Here is a 22199-nt window from a genome sequence, read left to right as displayed (position 1 = left end):
TCGTCGTTCGGGCAAGGCGGGCGTGATGACCGGTCGCTTCCGGCCTGACCCGCGCCCATCATTGTGCGGCAAGCACCGGAATTAACGGGCCGGATTTGACGAGCCCGAATACCGTTGCCCCGCGCGCCTTCAGTCGGTTATCAATTCGAACACCGGGATCAGTCGATCGGTGCGTTGCTGGTATTCCCCGAACCCGGGCGCACGTTCGACCACCACCGAATAGACCGAATCCCTTTCGTCGCGCGGTAATTCACGCGCGGTCGCGGGTTTCGCGGCCTCCGAACCGATCTCGACAGTCACGCGGGGGTTGGCGCGAATGTTGTGCACCCATGCGGGATTGTTGTCCCGGCCCGCCGCGGAACCGACGACATAAATTTTGCCGTCGATATCGAAGTAGGCGACCGGGTTGACGCGCTGGGCGCCGCTTCGCGCTCCGGTCGACGTCAGCAGCAGCAGCGGGAAACCCTCGAATTGCCCGCCCACTTTGCCGCCATTGCGGCGGAACTCGTCGATATTCTGCTCGTTGAATTCGCGTTCCGCGCTCAGCGCGTCGTCACCCATTAGGCCATCGTGGCATGCCGCGCGTCCGCCGGCCAGCATCCGTGACAGTTACGCTGTGCGACAACGGGATTGACTTTGCCGATCAACTTCCGGGAAATGGCGGCTGTATGCCGGCGGGACCGACGATGCTGTTGCTGGCGCCAGGGTTGCTGATTTGCGGCACCGCGCCGCCGGGCCCCTGCTGCCAAGTGATGTGATTGCCCGAGCCGGTGGCTTTGATGACCGCCACCGATTGCAGATTCACCGTGTTCGCCGAGCCGCTGACGTCGACCTCACCGCACGACCCGTTCAAGGTGACGTTGGAGTCGATGCTCACGACGTTGATGGGAGATTGATACCCGCAGTCATAGGTGACGGTCGAGACGCTCTTGTCGATTTTCGCCGGCGCAACGTCGAGGGGCGCAGGCCAGCGTCCGGCCGGCGAGGCGATCACACCCTGCGACGAGGCCGCGGCACCTCCCGTCAGCACCACGTTCGGTGTACCCGCCCCTGCGGGCGGATGGTCGCCCACGGCCGCGCCGGCCGCCACCACGAAGATCACCGCCGTCATGGTGAGGGGGAACCGGATCATTATCGCGGGCATACGGATTCAATCCTTCGAACTAAATACTGAGAGGCGTTTACGCTAGCGCGGCCGCCGCGAGTGCGCGCGGTGTGAACGCGGGACCGCCGCGGCGTCACTGCCTCGGCGGCGCGGGTTCGACCTTGGTCAGTTCGCTCAGGCCGCTGATTCGCAGCACGGACATCAGGATCGGGTTGGCCAGCAGCTCGATGCGGTCGGCTTGGGAGGCGAGTGCGCTGATCGCGGCGCTGTCGAGGTACTCGACAGCGCTGATGTCGACGAGTAAAGCTTCCTCGCTGCCAGTGGCCTGGTTGGCGGCGCCGGCCAACGCCTGGTTGAACGCATCGATATTGCTCAGGTCGATTTCCCCCTCGACGACCAGCACGAATTTCCCGTCGCTGCCGCGCGCGGTGTCGAGCGTGAGCGGGGTGGTCATCAGGTGATCCTTGCGGATAGGTGGACTGTGGTGCCGTCGTCGTCGGGACGGATATCGACATCGTGCATGAGGCTTCGCATGAGGGGAATACCCCGACCGCGATGAGAGTGGGACGCGGGCTGTGGAGCCTTCCACGAGCCAGTGTCGGTGATTGTCAATCGGACCGCGTCGCCGGTTGCGATCGCACCGAGGCGAATTACGCCTTGCGGTCTATGTCGGTGACCATGCTCGATGGCGTTGGCCACGGCTTCCCCGGCGGCCACGAGCACGTTCATCGTCTGATCCGGGTCCAATCGCGCCTTGGCCAGCCAGTGACGCAAGGCGGTGCGGGTGGGCGCGAGTTGACTGACGTCGGCGGGAAAATTCAGCTCCAGCGGGGCCGGGTGGCGATAGAGCAACAGGACGACGTCGTCCTGGTATCCGCCGGTCGGCGCGACACCGGACATGACCTGGTTGGCCAGTTCGTCCAGCGTCAACGCGCGGGCGTCCTGTGCGGCGCCGGCCACCCGGGAGATGCCGTGGTCGAGCGGGACACGGCGGCGCTCGACCAGGCCGTCGGTGTAGAGCATCAGCGTCGAACGTGCCGGGATGGTCACACGGGCTTCCGGGCGGGGCCAGTCACCCCGTATCCCAAGGGCGATGGTGTGGCCGTCGTCGAGCAACTGGGTGGTGCCGTCGCTGTGCACCAGGATGGGCGGCGGGTGACCGGCGCTGGAGTAAACCAGTTCACCGGTCTCGGGAGTGAGCACCGCGCAGACCGCGGTGGTGCATTGCGCGCCGGGCAGCCGCGCGGCGAAGCGATCCATCCCGGCGAGAGCCGCACCGGGACTTGGGTTTTCGAACAACAGCGCGCGACAGGCGCTGCGCACCTGGCCCATCACGGTGGCCGCGGCCAGGCCGTGGCCCACACAATCGCCGACGATCAAGGCGATCCGTCCGTCTTCCAGGTCGACGATGTCGTACCAGTCGCCGCCGACCTGCAGAGGCCTCGTCGCGGCCTGATACCGCACCGCGAAGCCGGCCGGCAGATCGGCCGGGCCGAGGATCGCGTGTTGCAGGGCCAGCGCGGTTTCGCGTTGCTGGTCGACCTGATGCACCCGCTGCAGCCCCTGGCCGAGGCGGCCCGCCAAGACCGTGAGCAAGGTCTGGTCCTCAAGGGTGAACAGGCGCTGGTCGGTCAGATCGATCCAGACGACGAGCACACCGTCGGGGTGCTGCAGTGCGATGCCAGCCGTCCCGGGCTCTCTTGAGTTAGAGGTGAGCAGGTCGCCGTCGCGCAATGAACTGAGCGCCTGCTGGGTGTGCGGTGACAAATCGGCCCACTCTGCCGGCTCGCCAACCGACACGACTTGGGGTTCACCGAACGCCATTTCGGCGGACGAGCTTTGTGCGGGGAAGGTGACGGCCAGAACCCGGCGTGCCCGCCATAGCCGGCGCAATTCCTCGGCGGCGGCATGCACGGCGTCATCGACCGTGTCGGCCTGGGCCAGTTCCTGGTTGAGCGCGTGTTCGCGACCCGCCGCCAGCGCCAGTGCGATGGCCGCGTGCCGGGCGAAGTCGCTGACGAGATCCAGGTAGTCGTTGCCGAAGGCGGGCTGGTGCGGGTCGCGCGCGACGGCGATGACGCCGAGTACGGCACCGTCGGCGATCAGCGGCATGACGATCGCCGAGCGTTCGCCCACGTCGGTGAATCCCTCGATCGGGTATTCGAAGGAGTCAGTGATCAGCGGCAGCCCGCGGCGGGCCACACCGCCCGTGGTCGAGCCGTCCATCGGAACCTGCCGACCAATCACCTCCGAGGAGTAGCGGCCCGCCGTTGCGGCCACGACCAGGGTGTCGACCTCGCCGACGGGCCGTTCGGGCTCCCGGGGCACCAGCAGGATCGCCTGCTCGGCGCCCGCCAGCTCCAACGCCCGGTTCACGATGAGCTGCAACGGCCCCGTCTGCGGGTCGCCGGACAACAGCGCCGTCGTGATCTCGCGGCTTGCCTTCGTCCATCTCGCCGATTCGCGCTCTCGTTCGAATAGTCGGGCGTTGTCGATGGCGGCGGCCGCCGCCGTGGCCATCGCTCGTACGGCGCCTTCCTGGGAGTCGGAGAAGACGCGTCCCGGGCGGTCGTCGGCCAGATACAGGCTGCCGAAATTGGCCCCCCGCACCGTGATCGGGATGCCGAGCAGCGCATGCATCGGCGGTTCGTGTCCGGCCAGCTCCGCTGTGTCGGGATGGGTATTCAGATCGTCGACGCGCAGGCCATCGCCGATCGGGAGCTCGCCGAGCCGCCGTGCCGTATCGACGTCGACTCCCGCATGCACGAAGGAAACGAACGCACCATCGGCGGCGCGGATGCCCAGGGCGGCGTAGCGGGCGCCGGTCAGCTCCATCGCCGCGTTGAGGACCCGCTGCAGCGTCACGTCCAGGTCCAGATCCGAGCCGATCTCGACGATGACCCGCACCAGTTGTTCCATTTGGTCGCGCGCCGCCACCAGCTCATCGAGCTGGTCATGCATGCGACTCACCAATTCGCGCCGGCCCTGCCAGGTGAAGGCAGAGTCACCTCGGTCGCCATCCATGGGCATCAACGGTAACGGGTCGGGTCGACGGCGATGTCTGGAAGGCGACACTCCATCCCTGCCCTGAGTTTCCTCGTGCACGAGTGGGCGTGTACCCGCTCAGTAGCTGGCCAACATACTTCGCGCTCACGTCAGATTGCTTGCATTCAAGAACTGCAGGCAGCGTGCCTTTACCCGATCTTGACCAGGTATTGAATTGTCCCGCCGAAGATAGCTGACGTGAGTACGCTTTCATCGGTGGAACTGGGGGTGTTGGGACCTCTCCAGGTCCGGCAAGACGGGACGCCCGTCGCTATACCGGGCGCGAAACCGCGCGCCATCCTCACGATGCTGGGACTGCACGGCGGCTCCGTCGTGCCGGCCGACACCCTCGTCGAACTGCTCTGGGGCGAGGAGCCGCCGCGCACCGCGGCCAAGGCCCTGCAGACCCACATCTCCTCGTTACGCCGCGCCCTGGGTGACGGCTTTGTCCTGACCCAGGGGGCCGGTTGGGTTCTGGCCGACAGCGAGATCGACGCCTCGCGCTACAAGTCGGCGGCCCGGCTGGGGCGCGACGCCGCCGCCGCTGGCGACACCAGCCAAGCGGTGGCACGGTTCGAGGAGGCCCTTGCCCTTTGGCGCGGGATCCCCGAACTTCCCGATGGCCGGCCCGGAACTTCGGAAAAGACGCGGTGGATCGAGAGCCATGCCGCGCTGGTCGAAGATCGCGCGGACGCACTGCTGGCCACGGGCCGCGCCGCCGAAGTCATCGGCGATCTCGAGGCGGCGGTGGCTGAGGCCCCGCTGCGGGAAAGGCGATGGGGTCAGCTGATGCTCGCCCTCTACCGGGCCGGCCGGCAGGGCGAGGCCCTCGGCGCTTATCAGCGAGCGCGATCGCTGCTCGCCGACGAACTCGGGGTGGATCCCGGCCCGAATCTCCGCCGACTCGAGGCCGCGATCGTCGCGCAGGACGCGTCGCTGGATGTGGCTGTGGCACAACATGCTCCGTCGGTGACGCGCGCGGTCACCTTCCTGCTCACCGACATCGAGGGGTCGACGGCTGCCTGGGAGGCCGACGCCGACGCCATGGCGGTGGCGCTCGCGCGCCACGACGAGCTCGTGGAACAAGTCGTCACGTCGCGGGGAGGACGGCTGATCAAAACGCGCGGCGAAGGGGACGCGACGTTCTCGGTGTTCGACCGGCCCTCCGCGGCCGCCTCCGCCGCTGTGGAGCTGCAGGACGCGATCGCGCATGAGCCGTGGGCCTCGCGCGATCCCATCCGTGTGCGGATGGCATTGCACACCGGCGAGGTCGAGCTTCGCGACGGCGACTACTTCGGCCGGGCCGTCAACCGGGTCGCGCGGCTGCGGTCATTGGCCGAGGGTGGCCAGATCCTGTGCTCCGGCGCGACGGCCGAGCTCGTCATCGACACGTTGGCCGACGACGTGTTGCTCACCGATCTGGGGATGCGTCAGCTGAAAAACCTCGCGCGCCCGGAGCATGTCTTCGAACTGCGCCTGGAAACCGGTGTGGAACAACCGGAATCGCATACGGACGAAGCGGCGCCCCTCGAGCGTCCCGGCCTTCCGGCGGTACTCGTTGGTCCGGGGCCATTCGTCGGACGCGGCCGCGAACTCGAGGGGCTGCTGTCCGCATGGCAGAGCACGCTGGCCGGCGGCGTCCGCACGGTGCTGATCGCCGGCGAGCCCGGTGTCGGCAAGACGCGGCTGGCCGGCGAATGGTCGCAGCGGGCGTACGAGCTCGGAGCGGTCGTGTTGTACGGCCGGTGCGACGAGGACCTCGGCGCGCCCTATCAGCCGTTCGCGGAAGCGTTGCGTTCGCTGGTGCCCTGCATGGGACCCGACCGGCTGAGGGGGCTGCGCGGCGTCGAGGCGTTGCTGTCACTGGTGCCCGGGCTGGCCGATGTCGTGCCCGATCTCGTCCGCCCCGCCCACTCGGATCCCGACACGGAGCGCTACGCGCTTTTCGATGCCGTCGTCGCTCTGCTGGAAACCGCGTCGACGAGCGCGCCGGTCCTTCTGGTTCTCGACGACCTGCACTGGGCGGCCAAACCGACGCTGCTGCTCCTGCGGCATTTGCTGCGCTTCGGCGACCACGCCCGCGTCCAAATCGTCGGTACCTACCGCAGCACCGACCTCGACCGGGCCCATCCTCTGGCGGCGACGCTCGCCGACCTACACCGAGATGGCACTGCCAATCGGCTCAACCTCGGCGGCCTCGACGAGGACGACGTGACCACCTACGTCGCCGAGGCGGGCTACGACGATGAGGAACTCGCCCACGCGCTGGCCTCGGTTACCGGCGGCAACCCCTTCTTCCTCATCGAGGCCCTGCGTCACGTCGATGAGAGTGGCGGCGTGTGGGACCAGAGCACCCTGCCCCAGGGTGTACGGGAAGCAGTGAGCCGCAGGCTTTCTCGGCTGCCGGTCGAGACCAACAAAGCCCTTGCCGCCGCCGCGGTGATCGGCAGCCGCTTTGCTGTGGAGCTGGTCGAACAGGTGGTCGGCACCGACCTCGTCGACGCGTTCGACGAGGCGCGTCAAGCGGGCATCGTCATCGAAGAGCCCGGCGGGTTCTACCGGTTCAACCACGCCATCGTCCGGCAGTCTCTGCTTGCCGAGCTGGCGTCGGTGCGGCGCATGCGATTGCACCAGCGCATCGCCACCACCTTGGAGACGTCGCCGGGCGCCGAGGACGAGCTGCTGGCCGAACTGGCTCATCACTATTTCGAGTGTGCGTGGGCGGGGAACGCGGCCAAGGCGGTGTTCTACTGTCGGCGTGCCGCAGATCAGGCGATGGCACGACTCGCCTACGAGGGCGCCGCTGACCTTTACCACCGCGCCCTGCACGCGCTGGAGGAGATCGACGACGAGCTCCCCGACCGCGACGACCAGACCGTTGAGCTATTGGTCGCGCGTTGCGAGGCTCTGCTGGCCGCCGGTGACGTGGCCTCCGCGGCCGGTGCGGTCTCTCAATTGCAAGCCGCGACAGTGGATTCGGCCCGGCTAGCGGCGTGGGCGACATGTTTCGATGGTCAGCTGACCATGTTAATTCACCCCGAACGGCTCGACGAGGTCGAAACCGCGTTGGGCGCGGCCGCCGCCAAACTCGCCGAACTGGACGACCCCGCTGGAGAAGCCAAGGCGCACACCGTGCGCGCCGGGTGCCTCGCCCGTCTTGGCCGCATCGGTGACTGCGAAGTTGCCCTCGATGACGCCCTGACCGCGGCGCGGCGGGCCCGCGAACATCGCCGGGTGAACGCGGTCTTGGCGGGCGCACCCCTGGCGGCGCTGTGGGGCCCTAATCCGGTTCCGCGCGCGGGCGGCCGGTGCCTGGATGTGGTTCGGCTGCTTCGGATCACGACCGACTCCCCCGCCGTCGAGGCGACCTCCACGCGATGCCAGGCCGTGCTCGAGGCGTTCCGCGGCCGTACGGCCGCGGCCCGGCGGATGATCGATTCGGCCCGGCGCACGGTCACCGAGCTCGGCCTGCGCCACGCGCTGCTGGAAGTCGAGCAGTTTGCCGGCATCGTCGAACTCATCGGCAATGACCCAGCCGCGGCGGAGACTCATCTACGCAAGGCCTACAACGGTTTTCGTCGTATGGGGCTGGACGCCGACACCGCCGAGACCGCGGCACTGCTGGGCCGCGCATGCCTTGCCCTCGACCGCGAGTCTGAGGCCGCCGAATTGTGCACGGAAAGTGAGCGTTTGGCCGGGCACGCGCTGAAGGCGTCGATCGCGTGGCGCACGCTGCGGGCACACTTGCTGGCCCGCGGCGACGACTACGATGCGGCCCGCCAGGTCGCCGAGGCCGCGGTGACTTTGGCCGAGCGCACCGACGCCCTGGTCGATCACGGCGACGCGTGCCTGACGCTGGCAACGGTTTTGGGGCGTGGCGGCGACATGGCGGCGGCACGAACCGCCGCAGGGCAAGCGGTCGATTTGTACGAACGCAAAGGCGCTGCGGCGCTTGCGGACATGGCGCGGGCCGTTCTCGGCGAAAGTGCCGTTCCGCCCGCACCGGCTCCGCCCGAGGCGCCAGTTGTCGAACTCGACAATGCGTGCGTCCGAGTCGGCGAACGCGTGGTGGCCGCCATTAATCGTGAGGCTTGGGACGAATTCGAGCAGTTGTTCGCGCCAGACGGATTGATCGAGAGCCGCCGCAAGATAGTCGGCTTTGGACAAATAGACGTCCCACCGGGCGAATTTCCACGCGTGAACAGGCGGGTTTTAGAGACAGTCCCCATGCGGCTCAGCCAAAGGATTGTCGCCGTCCGAGGTGAGCGTCTAGCGCTCGCTCGACTGGTGATAGGCGCGGACGACGCGACCCCTGGGGCACCGCAGGACGAATTCGTCCTGCTGTATGGCATCGATGAAGATGGCCAGATCTGCCTGCAGGTGTGGTTCGACGTCGACGACATGGACGCCGCGATGGCGGAACTTACTAATGCATACGCCCGACCTGAGGAGATACCTTCTCGAGCGCCGCTGGCGAATGCCGCGACGCGGGCATACGAGCGACTGCACGCGCATTTCGCGGCCCGCGACTGGGATGCGATAACCGAGCTTCTCGCAGACGACTACTACGGCGACGATCGTCGTTCTGTGGTAGGCGCGGGGATTCGACGCGGCCCGGGTGCCGCGCTAGAAGACTACCGGTCGGCCGCCGACATTGAGGTGACGGACGCAACGTCAGACACCGTCGCAACCCGTGGAGGACGCCTCGCCCTCGTTCGTGCCCGCTACTCGCGAAGCGGCCTGGAACCGGGCGCGTTCCGCGTCGATTTCCTACAAATAGTCGAAATCGACACCACAGAGCAGATTGCGGCAATGGCCGCATTCGACCTCAACGACTTCGACGCCGCTATCGCTGAGCTCGACCGCCGGTACCTTGCGGGCGAAGGCGCGCCGCACGCGCGAACTTGGTCAGTCATCACGCGGGCGTACGCCGCGGTTAACCGACGCGAACCACCGCCCACGACGCCTGACTGGGTCAACCTCGACCACCGGAAAGCGAGAGCATTTGCGCCGGGCGACCTTGCGGCGTACCTCAAAGTCACGTGGGACCTACTGACGCCGGGCGTCAACATCTACATCGAGGCTGTGCATCGACTGACCGCCTTGGGAGCGGTCGTCACGCGCGTGTACCAAGGGATCTCGCGCGAGGGCTTCGACGCCGAATGGCGGGAGGTCGGCGTTTCGACGGTGAAAGGCGACCTGATAGACCGCTCGGAGCTCTTCGACGAGACAGACCTCGGTGCCGCGATCGCAAGGTTTGAGGAGCTCGACCGGCGCGCGCGACGGCTGGAGAGCGCTGCGACCCGCGTGGTCGAGCATTTCCTTAACCACTTGGCGGCTGGCGACTGGCCCGCTATTGCAGAGTTTTACGCCGAAGACGTTTCAACCTATGACCGACGTCGCGTTGTGGCCGCCGAGGTCATCCAAGGCCGAGACGCCAACGTCGCCAACTGGCGAGTGCTGGTCGACTTCGCTCCGGACAACCTAACGTCGACCACGGTTGCGACCCGCGGCGAGCGCCTCACCCTCACTCGCGTGCACTCTGCGGCGTTCCAAACTGATGTGCTCAACCTCCTCGAGATCGACGCCGACGAGCGGATCAAGGCGGTCATGGTGTTCGACCTGGAAAACTTCGACGCCGCCATGGCTGAACTCGACACCCGCTACCTGGCCGGCGAAGCGGCGTCGTGTGCACGTACGTGGTCGGCCGTAGCGCGTAGTTACGCCGCGCTCAACCGGCATGAGCCGCCACTTACTTCGCCCGATTGTGTCAATGTCGACCATCGACGCGAGACGGCGTTCGGGCCCGGCGATGTATCCGCATACATCAACGCCGGGTGGGACTTTCGACAGGACACCAATATCTATGTCGAGCAAGTGCATCGGCTGAGCGATGCCGGGACGGTGATCACCTATGCGGCACAAGAGTTTTCGGAAGAGGGATTGAGGGCGGAGTGGCGCGGGATCGCGGTTCTTGCGGTCGCGGGCGGCGTGATTCACCGGACGGAGGTCTTCGACGAGGCGGACATCGATGCCGCCATCACGAGGTTTGAGGAGCTCGGCCGGCCGACGCCGGAGCTGGAGAACGCGGCCTCGCGCGTATTCAAACATGTCTGGTCGCACTTCGCGGCTGGCGACTGGGATGCCATGGCTCAAACGGTGGCTGACGACTATGTCGGCATTGACCATCGGCGGGTCGTCAGTGCTGATACCCAGCACGGTCGGGACGATGTGATCCGAGACTTGCAGGCGGCCGCCGGAGTCGGGTTCACGATCTCGATGGTGAGCGCCATCGCGATCCGTGGAGAACGTCTCGTCCTCGCGCGGAGTCGCGCCACCGGCTCCGATCCCGGCGGGGTCCAAAATGATGCCCTTAATGTCTTCGAGGTTGACGCCGATGACCGAATCGCCAGGGTCGTCTCATACGACCTGGAAGACTTCGACGCCGCCGTCGCCGAACTCGACGCCCGATACATGGCTGGCGAAGCGATGGCCCACGCGCGCACGTGGTCTGTAATCAAGGGGGCCTACGCCGCGCTGAATCGGCGTGAGCATCCAGCGACGACAGCAGATTGGGTGAACATCGATCATCGGCGAGGGATATCGTTCGCCCCTGGCCATGTCTCTGCATCACTAAACAATTGGCTCGCCACGCCGTACCTGAGCAACTCCATAGAGGCGGTGCATCGACTGGACGACCTAGGGGCGGTGGTTACCAATGTGACGCACGAAACCTCGCGAGAAGGTTTTGAAGCCGAGTGGCGAGGGATCAGCATCCTTACTATCGAAGGTGATTTGGTCAACCGCTTGGAAATCTTCGATGAGGCAGACCTGGGCGCCGCGATCGCGAGGTTCGATCAGCTGCATCCACGCCCGCGGCAACTGCAAAACAAAGCGAGCCAAATCGACGACCGATTCCTGGCGTACTTCGCGGCCCGCGACTGGGATTCGATGGCAGAGATGACGGCCGACGGGTTTACTAGTGACGATCGTCGTCGCGTGGTGGGCGCGGGAGTCCAACTGGGTCGAAAGGTCGATATCGACAATATGCGGGCGTGGGCTGACGTCGGCATCCAGAAGATAGTTTCAGACGTCATCGCCACGCGGGGCGAGCGCCTCTTCCTCGGTCGTACTCGGTTCTTTGGCCCCGAGCAAGGACCCGCCGCATTTCACAGCGAGGTGCTCGGTCTCATCGAGATCGATGCCGAAAACCGGGTCTTGGCACGCGTCGTGTTCGATGCCGACGACTTCGACGCCGCTGTCGCCGAACTCGATTCGCGTTACCTGGCCGGCGAGGCCTCCTCCAACTCCCGCACCTGGTCGCTCATGACAGAGGCTTTCGCGGCACTCAGCCGCCGGGAGATACCGGCGACGACACCTGATTGGGTAAACATCGACCACCGGCGACTCGCACCGATCGGTGCGGGCGACCTGGAGGCGTTTCTCCATGCGACGTGGGAACTTTCGCCGCGGGCCCGCATCTACATCGCGGCTGTGCACCGGCTGAGCGGGCGTGGCGCCGTGGTCACCCACGTGGCAATCGGGACCTCCCCGGCGGGTTTCGACGCCGAGTGGCAGGTAGTCGACGTTGTGTTGTTCGACGGCGACCGAATCAGCCGCACCGAGCTTTTCGACGAGGCAGACCTCGCGGAGGCCCTTGCCCGCTTCGACGCGATTCAGGCGGCGGCCCGGCGACCGGAGAATGCGGCAAGCCAAGTAGCCGAGCGCTTTACAGCGCTGTACGCCGCTCGTGACTGGGTCGCGATGGCCGAAATCCTGGCCGACGGCTTCGTCAGTAACGATCCGCGTCGGGTAGTGGGCGCCGGAGTCCGGGAGAGTCGAGACGCCCAGATCGCGGACATGCGAGCGATCGCCGACCTGGGGTTGACGAACATGACGTCGACCGTCATGGCAACGCGCGGTGAACGCCTCGTGCTTTTGCGCGCCCGCATGGACTTTTCAGGCACCGGTCAAGGTCCATTCCTCACAAACGTGCTCGCCATCGTCGAAATCAACACCGACCGACGAATGACCGCGCTCGTATCCTTCGATGCGGACGACTTCGATGCCGCCATCGCCGAACTCGATGCCCGTTACGTCGCAGGCGAAGCGGCCGCTCACGCAGACACGTGGGCAGCGGTCGCCGGCGTGCACGCGATGTTCAACCGGCATGAGTATCCCCCAGAGGATTGGGTGACGGTCGACCACCGCCGGGGCACGCCGTTCACCGCCAGCGATATGACTTCGGCCGTCCACACGCTCTTTGATCTCACGCCTGACTTCAAGGTCCATATCGAAGCCGTGCACGAAATCAACAGTCGTGGAGCGGTGATCACCAACTATGCACACGGGTCCTCGCCGGACGGCGTGGGAGTCGAATGGCGCATGGTGATGCTTCACCTCGTCGATGATGGTCGACTCACCCGTTGCGAAGTCTTCGACGAGACAGACACGGAAGCCGCCATCGCGCGGTTGAAGGAACTCAGCCGGCCGGCACCGCGATTGGAGAACAGGGCGACCTTGACGGTCGGGCAATTCCTGGCGTACTTCGCCGCTCGCGATTGGGAGGCGATGGCGGGCCTGGTCGATGAAGCTTTCTTGTCGGACGACCGTCGTCGAGGCATAAACGCCGGAATCCGCCGCGGTCGAGACGTTGAGATGGCGAATTGGCGTGCCACCGCCGAAGTTTGGAAGTCCGATGTCCGGGCGACCACCGTTGCGACTCGTGGAGAGTGCCTCGCAATCCTGCGTTTCACCTTTGCAAGCCAAGATTCGCTACCCACGGCATCGCAGGCTGCCGCGCTTTCCGTCGTACAGGTCAACGACGACAGCCGATGTGCGGCTACTGTCGTATTTGACCCCGAAGACGTTGACGGAGCCTTCGAAGAGCTTGAAACCCGTTACCTGGCAGGAGAAGCAGCCGCGCAGGCGCACACCTGGTCGGTAATCTCTAGTGCCTATGCCGCCATGAACCGGCACGAGCTTTTCGGGACAACGCCAGACTTCGTCGACATCGACCGTCGGCATGTGACCACAATTGCGTCCGGGGACGCGATCGCAAACCTTCGCGCTTCGTGGGAGCTTGCGCCGAATCTGAACATCCACATCGAGGCCGTGCACCGGCTCAACCATCTCGGAGCGGCCATCACCTATGCGGCCAAGGGGACATCGCAGAACGGTTTCGAGGGCGAGTGGCGGGCGATCAACATCCTGACGATCGAGGGTGATTTGATCAGACGGGCCGAGATTTTTGACGAGGCAGACCTCGACGCCGCGCTCGCCCGGTTCGACGAGCTCAGTCGGCCGGCCCTGAAAAACCCGGCAAGCCAAGCGTACGAGCGCATTTGTGAGCATCTGGATGCCCGTGACTGGGACGCCCTCGCCGAGCTAACCGCCGAAAACATCTCCGTCGACGACCGTCGGCGAGTAGTGAATGCCGGGGTTATCAGCGGCCGGAAAGCCAATATCGAAAGCACGAGGGCGCTCGCTGAGGTCGGGTTCACCTTGACGATGCCGAGCGTCATAGCGACTCGTGGCGCACGCCTCGCGCTGCTCCGTGTTCGCGTTTCGGGCAGCGACCCGGAAGCGATTGCAAACGACGCACTGAACATTGTCGAGCTCGATTTCGACAGGCGCGTCGCGGCGGACGTCATTTTCGATCTCGAAGACGTCGACGCCGCCTTCGCGGAGCTCGAAAGCCGTTACCTTGCCGGGGAAGCAGCCAATCACGCCGATACGTGGTCGGTGGTGATCGGCGCCAACGCCCGATTCAATCGCCACGAGCTTCCCGCGACGACGCCGGACCCGGTTTACATCGATCATCGACCGCTCGTATCGATCGACGATGTTGAGCTGGCCACATCAGTTGGTGCCATGTGGGACCTCACCTCGGAAGCCAACGCCTACATCGAAGCCGTGCATCAGCTCAGCGGCGTCGGAGCGGTCACCACCCAAGTGCTGAGATTGCGCTCGCAAGAAGGTTTCGACGCGGAATTGCGGTTGACCTACGTGATTGCGGTCGAGGGCGACCTGCTTAGCCGCATCGAAGTCTTCGACGAGGCAGACCTCGACAAAGCGCTCGCGAAGTTCGATGAGCTGCACCGCCCCACGCAGCGACTGGAGAATGCGGCGAGCCGGGCGGAACACCTTCTCTTTGCGCACTCGGCGGCCCGCGATTGGGCCGCTGCAGCCGAGATTTTGGCCGACAACAGCTTCGTCGAGGATCACCGGAGAGTGGTGAATGTCGGGTTCTGGGACGGTCGCGATGCCATGCTGAAAAACATGCAAGCTTTAGAAGAGGGCCTCGCGCGGGTAGCTCTGACGATCATTGCGACACGCGGCGAGCGCCTCGCCCTCATTCGTGTGCGTTCCTTTGACCACGGCTTACAACCGGGGGAATTTGTGGTCGAGATTTTGGGAGTCACCGAGGTCGACTCCGCCGGGCGGATTGCGGCACACGTATTCTTCGATGTCGACGACATCGACCGCGCTTTCGAAGAACTCGAAACGCGTTATCTAGCAATCGAAACAGCCGCCCATTGGCGTACGTGGTCGACACTGTTGCGAGATTTCGCCGCGTTCAACGAACACAAGCTTCCATTGACGACGCCAGACTGGGTGAACCTAGACCACCGGCGGGGTCGAGCGTTTTCGCCGGGTGACCTCGTTCCATACATCCATGCCACGTGGCAGGTGGCGCCGCAGGCGAAGATCTACGTCTATGCGGTGCATCGGCTGAGCGATCTCGGAGCTGTCGTCACCCAGTCGACGCATGGGACGTCACCGGACGGCTTCGATGCCGAGTGGCTCGAGATAAGTCTTTTTACTCTCGACGGCGACCGGATCAACCGCTGCGAGGTATTCGACGAGGCGGACCTCGACGCCGCGCTGGCGCGCTTCGACGAGCTCACCGGCAAAGACCAGCCGAAGTGACGGCGCCGCAACGTCAACCGCTCTACTTGCTGGCGGACAGCCAGCTGCTGTTCTGGAAGCGTCACGACCGGCTCCTTCTCGAAGAAGCGCTCGATGGATTGGCACGCGACGAGCCGCCGAGCGCCGCCTACGTCGGCGCCTCCAACGGCGATCGTCTGGAGTTCTACGAAATCTTCGAAGCCGCAATGGATGCCATGGGCCTCACCGACCGCCGGATGGTCCGTTCGTCCTTCGGACCTCACGACCGCGCCTTCCTGGAGCGAGCACAGTTGATCGTCCTCGCCGGCGGCGATGTGCGTCGTGGCTGGACTACGTTCGAGAAAACGCGCATGAAGGACCTGATTCTGGACCGGTACGCCAAAGGAGCTGTCCTCGTAGGTGTCTCGGCCGGTGCCGTCCAGCTCGGACGCCACGAACTAGCCGACGCACCGGAAACTTCCGCGACCGAGCTGCTCACCCTGTTCAATCTGGTGCCGATGATCATCGACGCGCACGACGAGCGGGCCAAATGGACGCGACTCTCGCGAACAATTCAGCTGCTCGACGGATCGGTGACCGGCCTCGGAATCCCCACCGGCGGCGGTGCTATCGTGCACCCGGGCGGCACCATCGAGCCCCTGCGGCATGCCGCCCACACAGTCACCTTCGACGGCGTGGACGTCACGCACTCGCTGGTGCCCGCCGACGTCCGGCCAGGATACGAAAGCCCTTGACGGGCGGGCAGAGCGCCTGCAATCGTTCGGCGAGACCATGACGCACGCCTTCGACCCGACCGGACCCGACGGCCACCCGCGGATCGTCGCCGATCTGCTGCGACCCGATGCCTACGACCCGCCGGCCGACGATGTGCGTCTCCACGAAACGCACAGCTCGTGGGTCCTGCTCGCCGGCAGTTACGCCTACAAGCTCAAGAAGCCGGTGAACCTCGGCTTCCTGGACTTCACCACCATCGAGCGCCGCCGCGCCGACTGCGCAGAGGAGCTGCGCCTCAATCGGCGGTTCAGCCCGCAGATGTATCTGGGAGTCGTCGAGGTCGCCGAGCGAAATGGCCACTACCGCATCGGCGGTGAACCGGGGTCGGGCGAGCCGGCCGTGTGGATGCGGCGCCTACCGGAGGAGGGCATGCTGCCCGCCAAGCTCGCGCGCGGTGACGTTGACATCCGTCTCGCGCGTCGAATTGGTCGCACCCTGGCCAAGCTTCACGACAGGGCCGAGACCGGCCCGGACATCGATGAGTACGGCAGCGCGCCCAGCGTGATAGCGAATTGGCGGGAAAACTTCGACCAGATGGCACCTTTCATCGGCCGAACCATCTCGCGCGACGTCAACGAGGACATCCGCACGTACGTGGACCAGTTCGTGCGCAGCAACGCGCCGTTGCTTCGACAACGGGTCACGGAAGGTCACGTCCGGGATGGGCATGGTGACCTGCACGCCGCCAGCATCTGCATCGACAACGGCCAGATCCTGCTGTTCGACAGCTTGCAGTTCGCGCCGCGCTATCGGTGCGCCGACCTGGCCTCGGAGGTGGCGTTTCTGGCCATGGATTTCGAGTATCACGGACGCGCGGACCTGGCCTGGGCCTTCGTCGACTCCTATGTCCGGGCCAGCGGCGACGATGGCTTGCCCAGCCTGCTCGACTTCTACACGTGCTATCGCGCCTACGTTCGCGGCAAGGTCCGCAGCCTACGGCTGGCCCAAACCGAACAGACTCCCGATGGTGAAGGGCATCAACTCATCGCGGAGTCGCGGGCCTACTTCGACCTGGCCTGGGCGCATGCGGGTGGCCTGCCACGACCACCGATGGTGGTCACCATGGGCCTTCCGGCAAGCGGCAAAACGACATTGGCGCGCTCTCTCGCCGGCCGATTCGGGCTGGTGCACCTCTCGTCGGACGTGGCGCGCAAGAGGATGGCGGGAATCGAACCCACCCAGCGTGGCACCGATGCGTTCGGCTCCGGTCTCTACGACCCCGCAACGACGCGGACTACATACGCTGCGCTGCGCCGCGACGCGGGCCGCTGGTTACGCCGCGGCCGCGGCGTGGTCGTCGACGCCACGTTCGGCAATCCGGCCGAGCGGGCCCGGATGCAAAAGCTTGCACATCGACTCGGCGCCGATCTTCACGTGGTCCTGTGCGACGCGGACGACGCCACGCTGATGGCGCGTCTCGAGCGTCGCGCCACCGAGCGAGGCGTCGTCTCGGATGCGCGCATCGAGTTGTGGCCTGAGCTGCGAGCCGCTTTCACGCCTCCCGACGAGCAACGGTCCGTGCTGCGGGTCGACGCGACGCGAAATATCGAGGACACCGTCGAACAGGCGGTGGCGCTGCTGCGTGCAAGCTATCGATAGCTACGCGGCTCTCTTTCGGCGATCACCGGGTCGACGCGTTGCCGCGTCGTCGCGGCGTGCGGTGCGCGGCGAGCACATCGGCATTGGCCAGCGTTTGCGCCTGCGCGGCCAGCGTCGATGCCCGGTTGGCGTAAGCAATCGCTTCGTCCTGGTTGCCCGCTTCCTTGTCGCGCGCCGCTGCCAGGTGCCGTTTCGCGTCGTCGAGCCTGGCCTGGGCCTCGGATCCGATGGTGGCGCGATGCCTGGCGGCATAGTCAGAGATCTGGCGCACCCTGGCGTCGGCGGTCGACAACGCCTGCTGCAACGGAGGATCGCCGCCGTCCACGGCCACCTGTCCACCGGTAGTGCTCGCGCGCCGGCGGCGGCGTGCGCGAAACAGCAGAAGCAACAGCAGCAGGAAGACCACGACGGCGATGACGCCGATCGCGATCGGCAGCCAGCTCGACTTTGACGAGCCAGCCGCCTTGGGCGAGCTGGCCGATTTGTCCAGCCCGTCGGCCGCCGCGACCGCCACACCACCCCAGTTCTTGGCGCCGAGCACGGGTTCAATTTGGTTGCTGCGCAAGCTGTTCAACTCTGCCGGTGTCAGGCCCGGCACCTGTGGGGGCACGCTGAACGCGTACAGCTTGGTGTTGGTGGCGACGGCCAGCAACGCGTCGTGGTCGCCGATCCCGCCGGCGCTGCGTGTCTTATCGGCCCAGTTGTCGGGTTTGAACCTGTTGAAGTTGTCGACGTAGACGACCCACAGTTGAATGTGCCGATCGCGGTAGAGCCGGTCGAGCGCTTCGCTGACCGCTGCCCGGTCGGAAGCCGTCAGCACGCCGGTGCTGTCGGTGATGTGGTCGGTGAGCTTGAACGGGGGCTGCGCCCCGGCCGGGGTTGCCCAGAGCAGCCCCGCTACGAGGATCGTCAGGACCGCGCCGAACAGACGAACAACCCGCATAGGGGTCAATCTAGCCGTCCAGGCGGGGGTTCGGGCAGGGGTCAAAGTCGCGCCCCGCGGGCCTCGGTTCCTGTTCGTCATGGCGGTGACCAGCGGAATCCACCTAGGTTGCAGGCTCGCCGCGGTCTTCGATGCGTACTGGACACCCCTTGGTTAAGCGCGTAACCTCTGTCGGGCGACGACAGCATTCCCCGCGAGTGAAGGGCTATGAGGAACATTGAGTAACACCATTGCGGTCTTCAACCCGTCCACCGAGGAGCAGATCGCGGAGGTCCCCGATTCCGACCAGGCGGCCGTCGACGCGGCCGTGGCCCGGGCACGCGAGACCTTCGAGTCGGGGGTGTGGCGCAAGGCGCCCGCATCGCACCGCGCCAACGTGCTCTTCCGCGCGGCGCGCATCATCGAGGAACGCAAAGACGAGCTGGCCGCGCTCGAGTCGCAGGACAACGGGATGAACCTGACGGCCGCGGGCCACATCATCCCGGTCTCGGTAGACATGCTGAAGTACTACGCCGGCTGGGTCGGCAAGATCCACGGCGAGTCGGCCAATCTCGTCTCTGACGGCCTGCTCGGCACCTGGGAGACCTACCACACCTTCACCCAGCTCGAGCCCGTCGGCGTCGTCGGCCTCATCATCCCTTGGAACGGACCGTTTTTCGTCGCGATGCTCAAGGTCGCGCCGGCGCTGGCGGCGGGATGCAGCGCGGTCCTCAAGCCCGCCGAGGAGACGCCGCTGACCGCGCTGAAACTGGAGGAGATCTTCCGCGAGGCGGGTCTGCCCGACGGCGTTCTCAACGTCATCACCGGTTACGGCGAGACCACCGGCGCCGCGCTCACCGCGCACCCGGACGTCGACAAGATCTCGTTCACCGGGTCGACGGAGGTCGGTCGGCTGATCGTGAAGGCGGCGGCGGGGAACCTCAAGCGGCTCACCCTCGAGCTCGGCGGCAAGTCGCCGCTGATCATGTTCGACGACGCCAACCTCGACAAGGCCATCATGGGCGCTGGCATGGGCCTGCTCGCCGGCTCCGGGCAGAACTGCTCGTGCACCTCGCGCATTTACGTCCAGCGCGGCATCTACGACAAGGTGGTCGAGGGCCTCGCGGGATTCGCCCAGATGCTGCCGATGGGCGGCAGCGATGATCCGGACTCCGTGCTGGGCCCGTTGATCAGCGACAAACAACGCAAGCGGGTCGAAGGCATCGTCAACGACGGCGTGGCCGGTGGCGCGCAGGTGATTACCGGCGGCAAGCCGATGGACCGCAAGGGCTACTTCTACGAGGCGACGATCATCACCAACACCACACCCGACATGCGCCTGATCAAGGAAGAGATCTTTGGGCCGGTGGGCTGTGTGATCCCGTTCGACGACGAGGACGAGGTGATCGCCGCCGCGAACGACACGCACTACGGGTTGGCCGGTTCGATTTGGACCGAGAACCTCTCCCGCGCCCACCGTGTCGTGAATGAGCTTCGCGCGGGCCAGATCTGGGTGAATTCCTCCCTCGCGGCGGACCCGTCGATGCCGATCAGCGGCCACAAGCAGTCGGGCTGGGGCGGCGAGCGTGGCCGCAAGGGTATCGAGGCCTACTTCAACACCAAGGCCGTCTACATCGGCCTCTGACCGGCCTTCATCGAGTCGCGAGCGTAAGCACACGACGGAAACTGGCTTGGTTTTTCGCAGTGGACTTACGCTCGCGGCGTCTTGCGCGCCAAGCCCGATCCCTCCGTACTCACCGGTCTGGTCGCCACCTGAGCGGCACGTGCACCGGAAACCAATCGTCGAAAATCACTGCTGGCCGAGCGCTGTAGGCTTTGGGATGCCACGCTCTGGGGACATCGCCACCGTTCCAGTCGAACCAGAAAAACGGGACCTCGGCAAGCCACACCTCAAAGAACGCGCTCAGCAGATCCCGGGCCAGATGCGACGCAGGACAACGGTGCGGGCCTCCCCCAAAACTCCAATGACGTTGCGGACCATTCAGTTTGATGCTGTGACCGGACATGTCGTCGGTCTCGTCACGGTGAACCAGCCCGACACACAACTCGACGGGGGACGCGGCTGGGATCGTCGTGTCGCCGATTGTAATGCTGCGACTGGTGATTCGTGAGACGGTCTTCGCCCCACCATCCAACCGCAGCAGCTCCTCGATGAACCTGCCTTGCCGATCTGGGTTTTCGCGTAGCTCCCGCTGAAGTATCGGCTGCCGCGCCAGCACCGCCAATCCGGCCTTGATGGCTAGTGACGCAAAAATCACCCCGCGGCCCACCGATCCCATCACTCCCAGTACTTCTAGGTCGGTGAGCGGTTCGGTGGCGAGAAGGCTGATCACATCGGGGCCGCCCTGTGGTGCTCGGCGGATCGCCCCCACCAGTTCCACGTTGACCGCGTCGGGAGCGAGGTCTGTAGGCAGCCCGCAGATCGTGACGAATGCTGCGCGCCAGACAACGTCAGCGACACCCGCACCATCGCAGCTGTCCCGTCTCGCCGCTACGGCGCCGACGATTCTTTCGATGATCCCCCGCACGGGCCTCAGCATGTCCCGCGAATTCCCCGGCGTGAACAACAGCTCGACCATTATTTTCCGGTAAGGCCCGAAGGGCGGGTTGCCGGGCATCAGTTCGCCCTGGCGGCTGGCGAAAGTCTCGCCATCGCGTATGGCGGCGAGGACGTCGTCGCGCCGCCATAGCACGTATGTGCCGTCTGGCTCCCTCAGCACTCTTTGACCGGCCCGCTGTGCGGCGGCCAGCCAGTCCCGAAAACCCGCGGCTGCATCCTCGTCGGACCGCATGACTTCCAGCGCGGCCAGATCGGCGTCGCCACCAGACTCGATCATTGCGCACCAACGACTTTCACGCCACCACCTAAAACTCCGACACCGCAAGTTTATCCGCAGGAAGCCCGTCGTAGCTCAACGACCGCCGAACACTTGGAGCAAAACGCCTGACAGACCGCTGCGGCAGGCGCGAGCGCGGACGGCCGCGCAGGCAGGGCGGGCGCTAGCGCGAGCGTAAGCACACGACGGAAACTGGCTTGGTTTTTCGCAGTGGACTTACGCTCGCGGGCGTCCTTGGCCCGCGGCAGGCTCAACGAAATGATCGCGCCGAGGCAAACTCTGGGCAACAGCCGCGTGCGGTGGCATCGTTGCGACCTGTGCGGGTGTGGCTGAGTGGTTAGGCAGCGGCCTGCAAAGCCGTACACACGGGTTCAAATCCCGTCACTCGCTCCAAATCAGAGAGACCGTTTCGCGACGGCGTCGAGATAGAACCATCGGCCGGCGCGGCGCTCGAAGCGGCTGCGCTCATGCAGACTGCCGGCGCGGCCGGCGGATTCGTAGCGGGCGGTGAATTCCACCTCCCCGGCATTGTCGTCGGCCCCGCCCGCGACGGTGTCGCTGACCTCTAGGCCGGTCCAGGTGATGCTGGGGTCGACGGTCACCTCGGGTGGCCGGGTACGCGGATGCCAGGTGCGAAATAGGTAGTCGGCGTGGCCGCGCGCAAATGCCGAATACCTCGAGCGCATCAACGCCTCGGCCGTTCGGGCCTGCAACTCACCGTCATGCAAGGGCCCGCAACACGCGGGATAGGTTTCGCCGCTGCCGCAGGGACACGGTTCGTTCATGCCACGACACTGACACACCCTTACGGCGACTCCCCCGGCGGCGCGGCGCCGGCCGCATCCTGCAGCACCTGCTGCAACTTGTCGAGGGGATCGCCGTTAGCCGGGTCGAGCCGTCGTGGCGGGATCTCCCGGCCGTCGGGTGCGACGGCGACGAGCGGCGGCGGTGGCGGGGGCGCCGCTGATGTCGCGGTGGTGGCGGG

General features: G+C 65.8%; 11 protein-coding genes, 1 tRNA gene and 1 pseudogene. 5 read left to right on the top strand and 8 right to left on the bottom strand.

What is annotated here, in order from left to right; genetic code table 11:
• Positions 1–129: 129 nt before the first annotated feature.
• The 4 genes from A5622_RS01420 to A5622_RS01405 all read right to left on the bottom strand — a co-directional run bounded on the left by A5622_RS01420 (position 130) and on the right by A5622_RS01405 (position 4129).
• Positions 130–561 carry a nitroreductase family deazaflavin-dependent oxidoreductase gene (locus A5622_RS01420; protein WP_066869532.1) on the bottom strand — a complete coding sequence of 144 codons (432 nt, stop codon included), beginning with the start codon at positions 559–561 and terminating at the stop codon, positions 130–132.
• 82 nt (positions 562–643) lie between these two features.
• A complete protein-coding gene (locus A5622_RS01415) occupies positions 644–1144 on the bottom strand; it encodes a DUF3060 domain-containing protein (RefSeq protein ID WP_082972034.1) in 501 nt (166 codons plus the stop codon).
• 94 nt (positions 1145–1238) lie between these two features.
• Entirely contained in the window at positions 1239–1559 is a 321-nt protein-coding gene (locus A5622_RS01410) for an STAS domain-containing protein (protein WP_066869526.1), read from the bottom strand.
• Positions 1559–4129: a SpoIIE family protein phosphatase gene (locus A5622_RS01405; RefSeq protein WP_066876197.1), complete on the bottom strand. Its 2571-nt coding sequence runs from the start codon at positions 4127–4129 to the stop codon at positions 1559–1561. Before A5622_RS01405 ends, A5622_RS01410 begins: the two co-directional genes overlap by 1 nt.
• Positions 4130–4366: 237 nt before the next feature.
• On the opposite strand from A5622_RS01405, the gene A5622_RS01400 reads away from it, so the two are divergent.
• Genes A5622_RS01400 through A5622_RS01390 form a run of 3 tightly spaced genes read left to right on the top strand, consistent with a single transcriptional unit; the run spans position 4367 to position 17434 of the window.
• Complete coding sequence (locus tag A5622_RS01400; protein ID WP_082994505.1) at positions 4367–15082, top strand: BTAD domain-containing putative transcriptional regulator; 10716 nt, start codon at positions 4367–4369, stop codon at positions 15080–15082.
• Positions 15079–15795: a Type 1 glutamine amidotransferase-like domain-containing protein gene (locus A5622_RS01395; RefSeq protein WP_066876193.1), complete on the top strand. Its 717-nt coding sequence runs from the start codon at positions 15079–15081 to the stop codon at positions 15793–15795. The genes A5622_RS01400 and A5622_RS01395 overlap by 4 nt, the downstream gene beginning before the upstream one ends.
• 37 nt (positions 15796–15832) lie before the next feature.
• Positions 15833–17434 carry a bifunctional aminoglycoside phosphotransferase/ATP-binding protein gene (locus A5622_RS01390; protein ID WP_066876191.1) on the top strand — a complete coding sequence of 534 codons (1602 nt, stop codon included), beginning with the start codon at positions 15833–15835 and terminating at the stop codon, positions 17432–17434.
• A 22-nt stretch (positions 17435–17456) separates the two neighbouring features.
• Here A5622_RS01390 and A5622_RS01385 read toward each other — a convergent pair whose 3' ends face one another.
• Positions 17457–18377, bottom strand: coding sequence for a YgcG family protein (locus tag A5622_RS01385; RefSeq protein WP_066876189.1), 921 nt, complete (start codon positions 18375–18377; stop codon positions 17457–17459).
• Positions 18378–18594: 217 nt separating this feature from the next.
• Here A5622_RS01385 and A5622_RS01380 point away from each other — a divergent pair, with 217 nt between their 5' ends.
• Positions 18595–20001, top strand: a complete 1407-nt coding sequence (locus A5622_RS01380) for an aldehyde dehydrogenase family protein (RefSeq protein WP_066869510.1) — start codon at positions 18595–18597, stop codon at positions 19999–20001.
• Between the two features lie 109 nt (positions 20002–20110).
• On the opposite strand, the gene A5622_RS01375 is transcribed toward A5622_RS01380, so the two are convergent.
• Positions 20111–21214, bottom strand: coding sequence for a cytochrome P450 (locus tag A5622_RS01375; RefSeq protein WP_066876187.1), 1104 nt, complete (start codon positions 21212–21214; stop codon positions 20111–20113).
• Between the two features lie 319 nt (positions 21215–21533).
• Between A5622_RS01375 and A5622_RS01370 the strand changes: the two genes are divergently transcribed.
• Positions 21534–21607: transfer RNA gene (locus A5622_RS01370), tRNA-Cys, on the top strand.
• Positions 21608–21609: 2 nt separating this feature from the next.
• Here A5622_RS01370 and A5622_RS01365 read toward each other — a convergent pair.
• Both A5622_RS01365 and A5622_RS29480 read right to left on the bottom strand, forming a co-directional pair.
• Entirely contained in the window at positions 21610–21999 is a 390-nt protein-coding gene (locus A5622_RS01365; protein ID WP_066876185.1) for a YchJ family protein, read from the bottom strand.
• A gap of 20 nt (positions 22000–22019) precedes the next feature.
• Positions 22020–22199: pseudogene (locus A5622_RS29480) on the bottom strand (hypothetical protein); the annotation flags it as partial.

The organism is Mycobacterium sp. 1245801.1 (assembly GCF_001673055.1).
GTDB classification, from domain to species: domain Bacteria; phylum Actinomycetota; class Actinomycetes; order Mycobacteriales; family Mycobacteriaceae; genus Mycobacterium; species Mycobacterium europaeum_A.
Note: the sequence above shows the minus strand (reverse complement) of the source record. Positions and strands in the feature narration are given on the sequence as shown.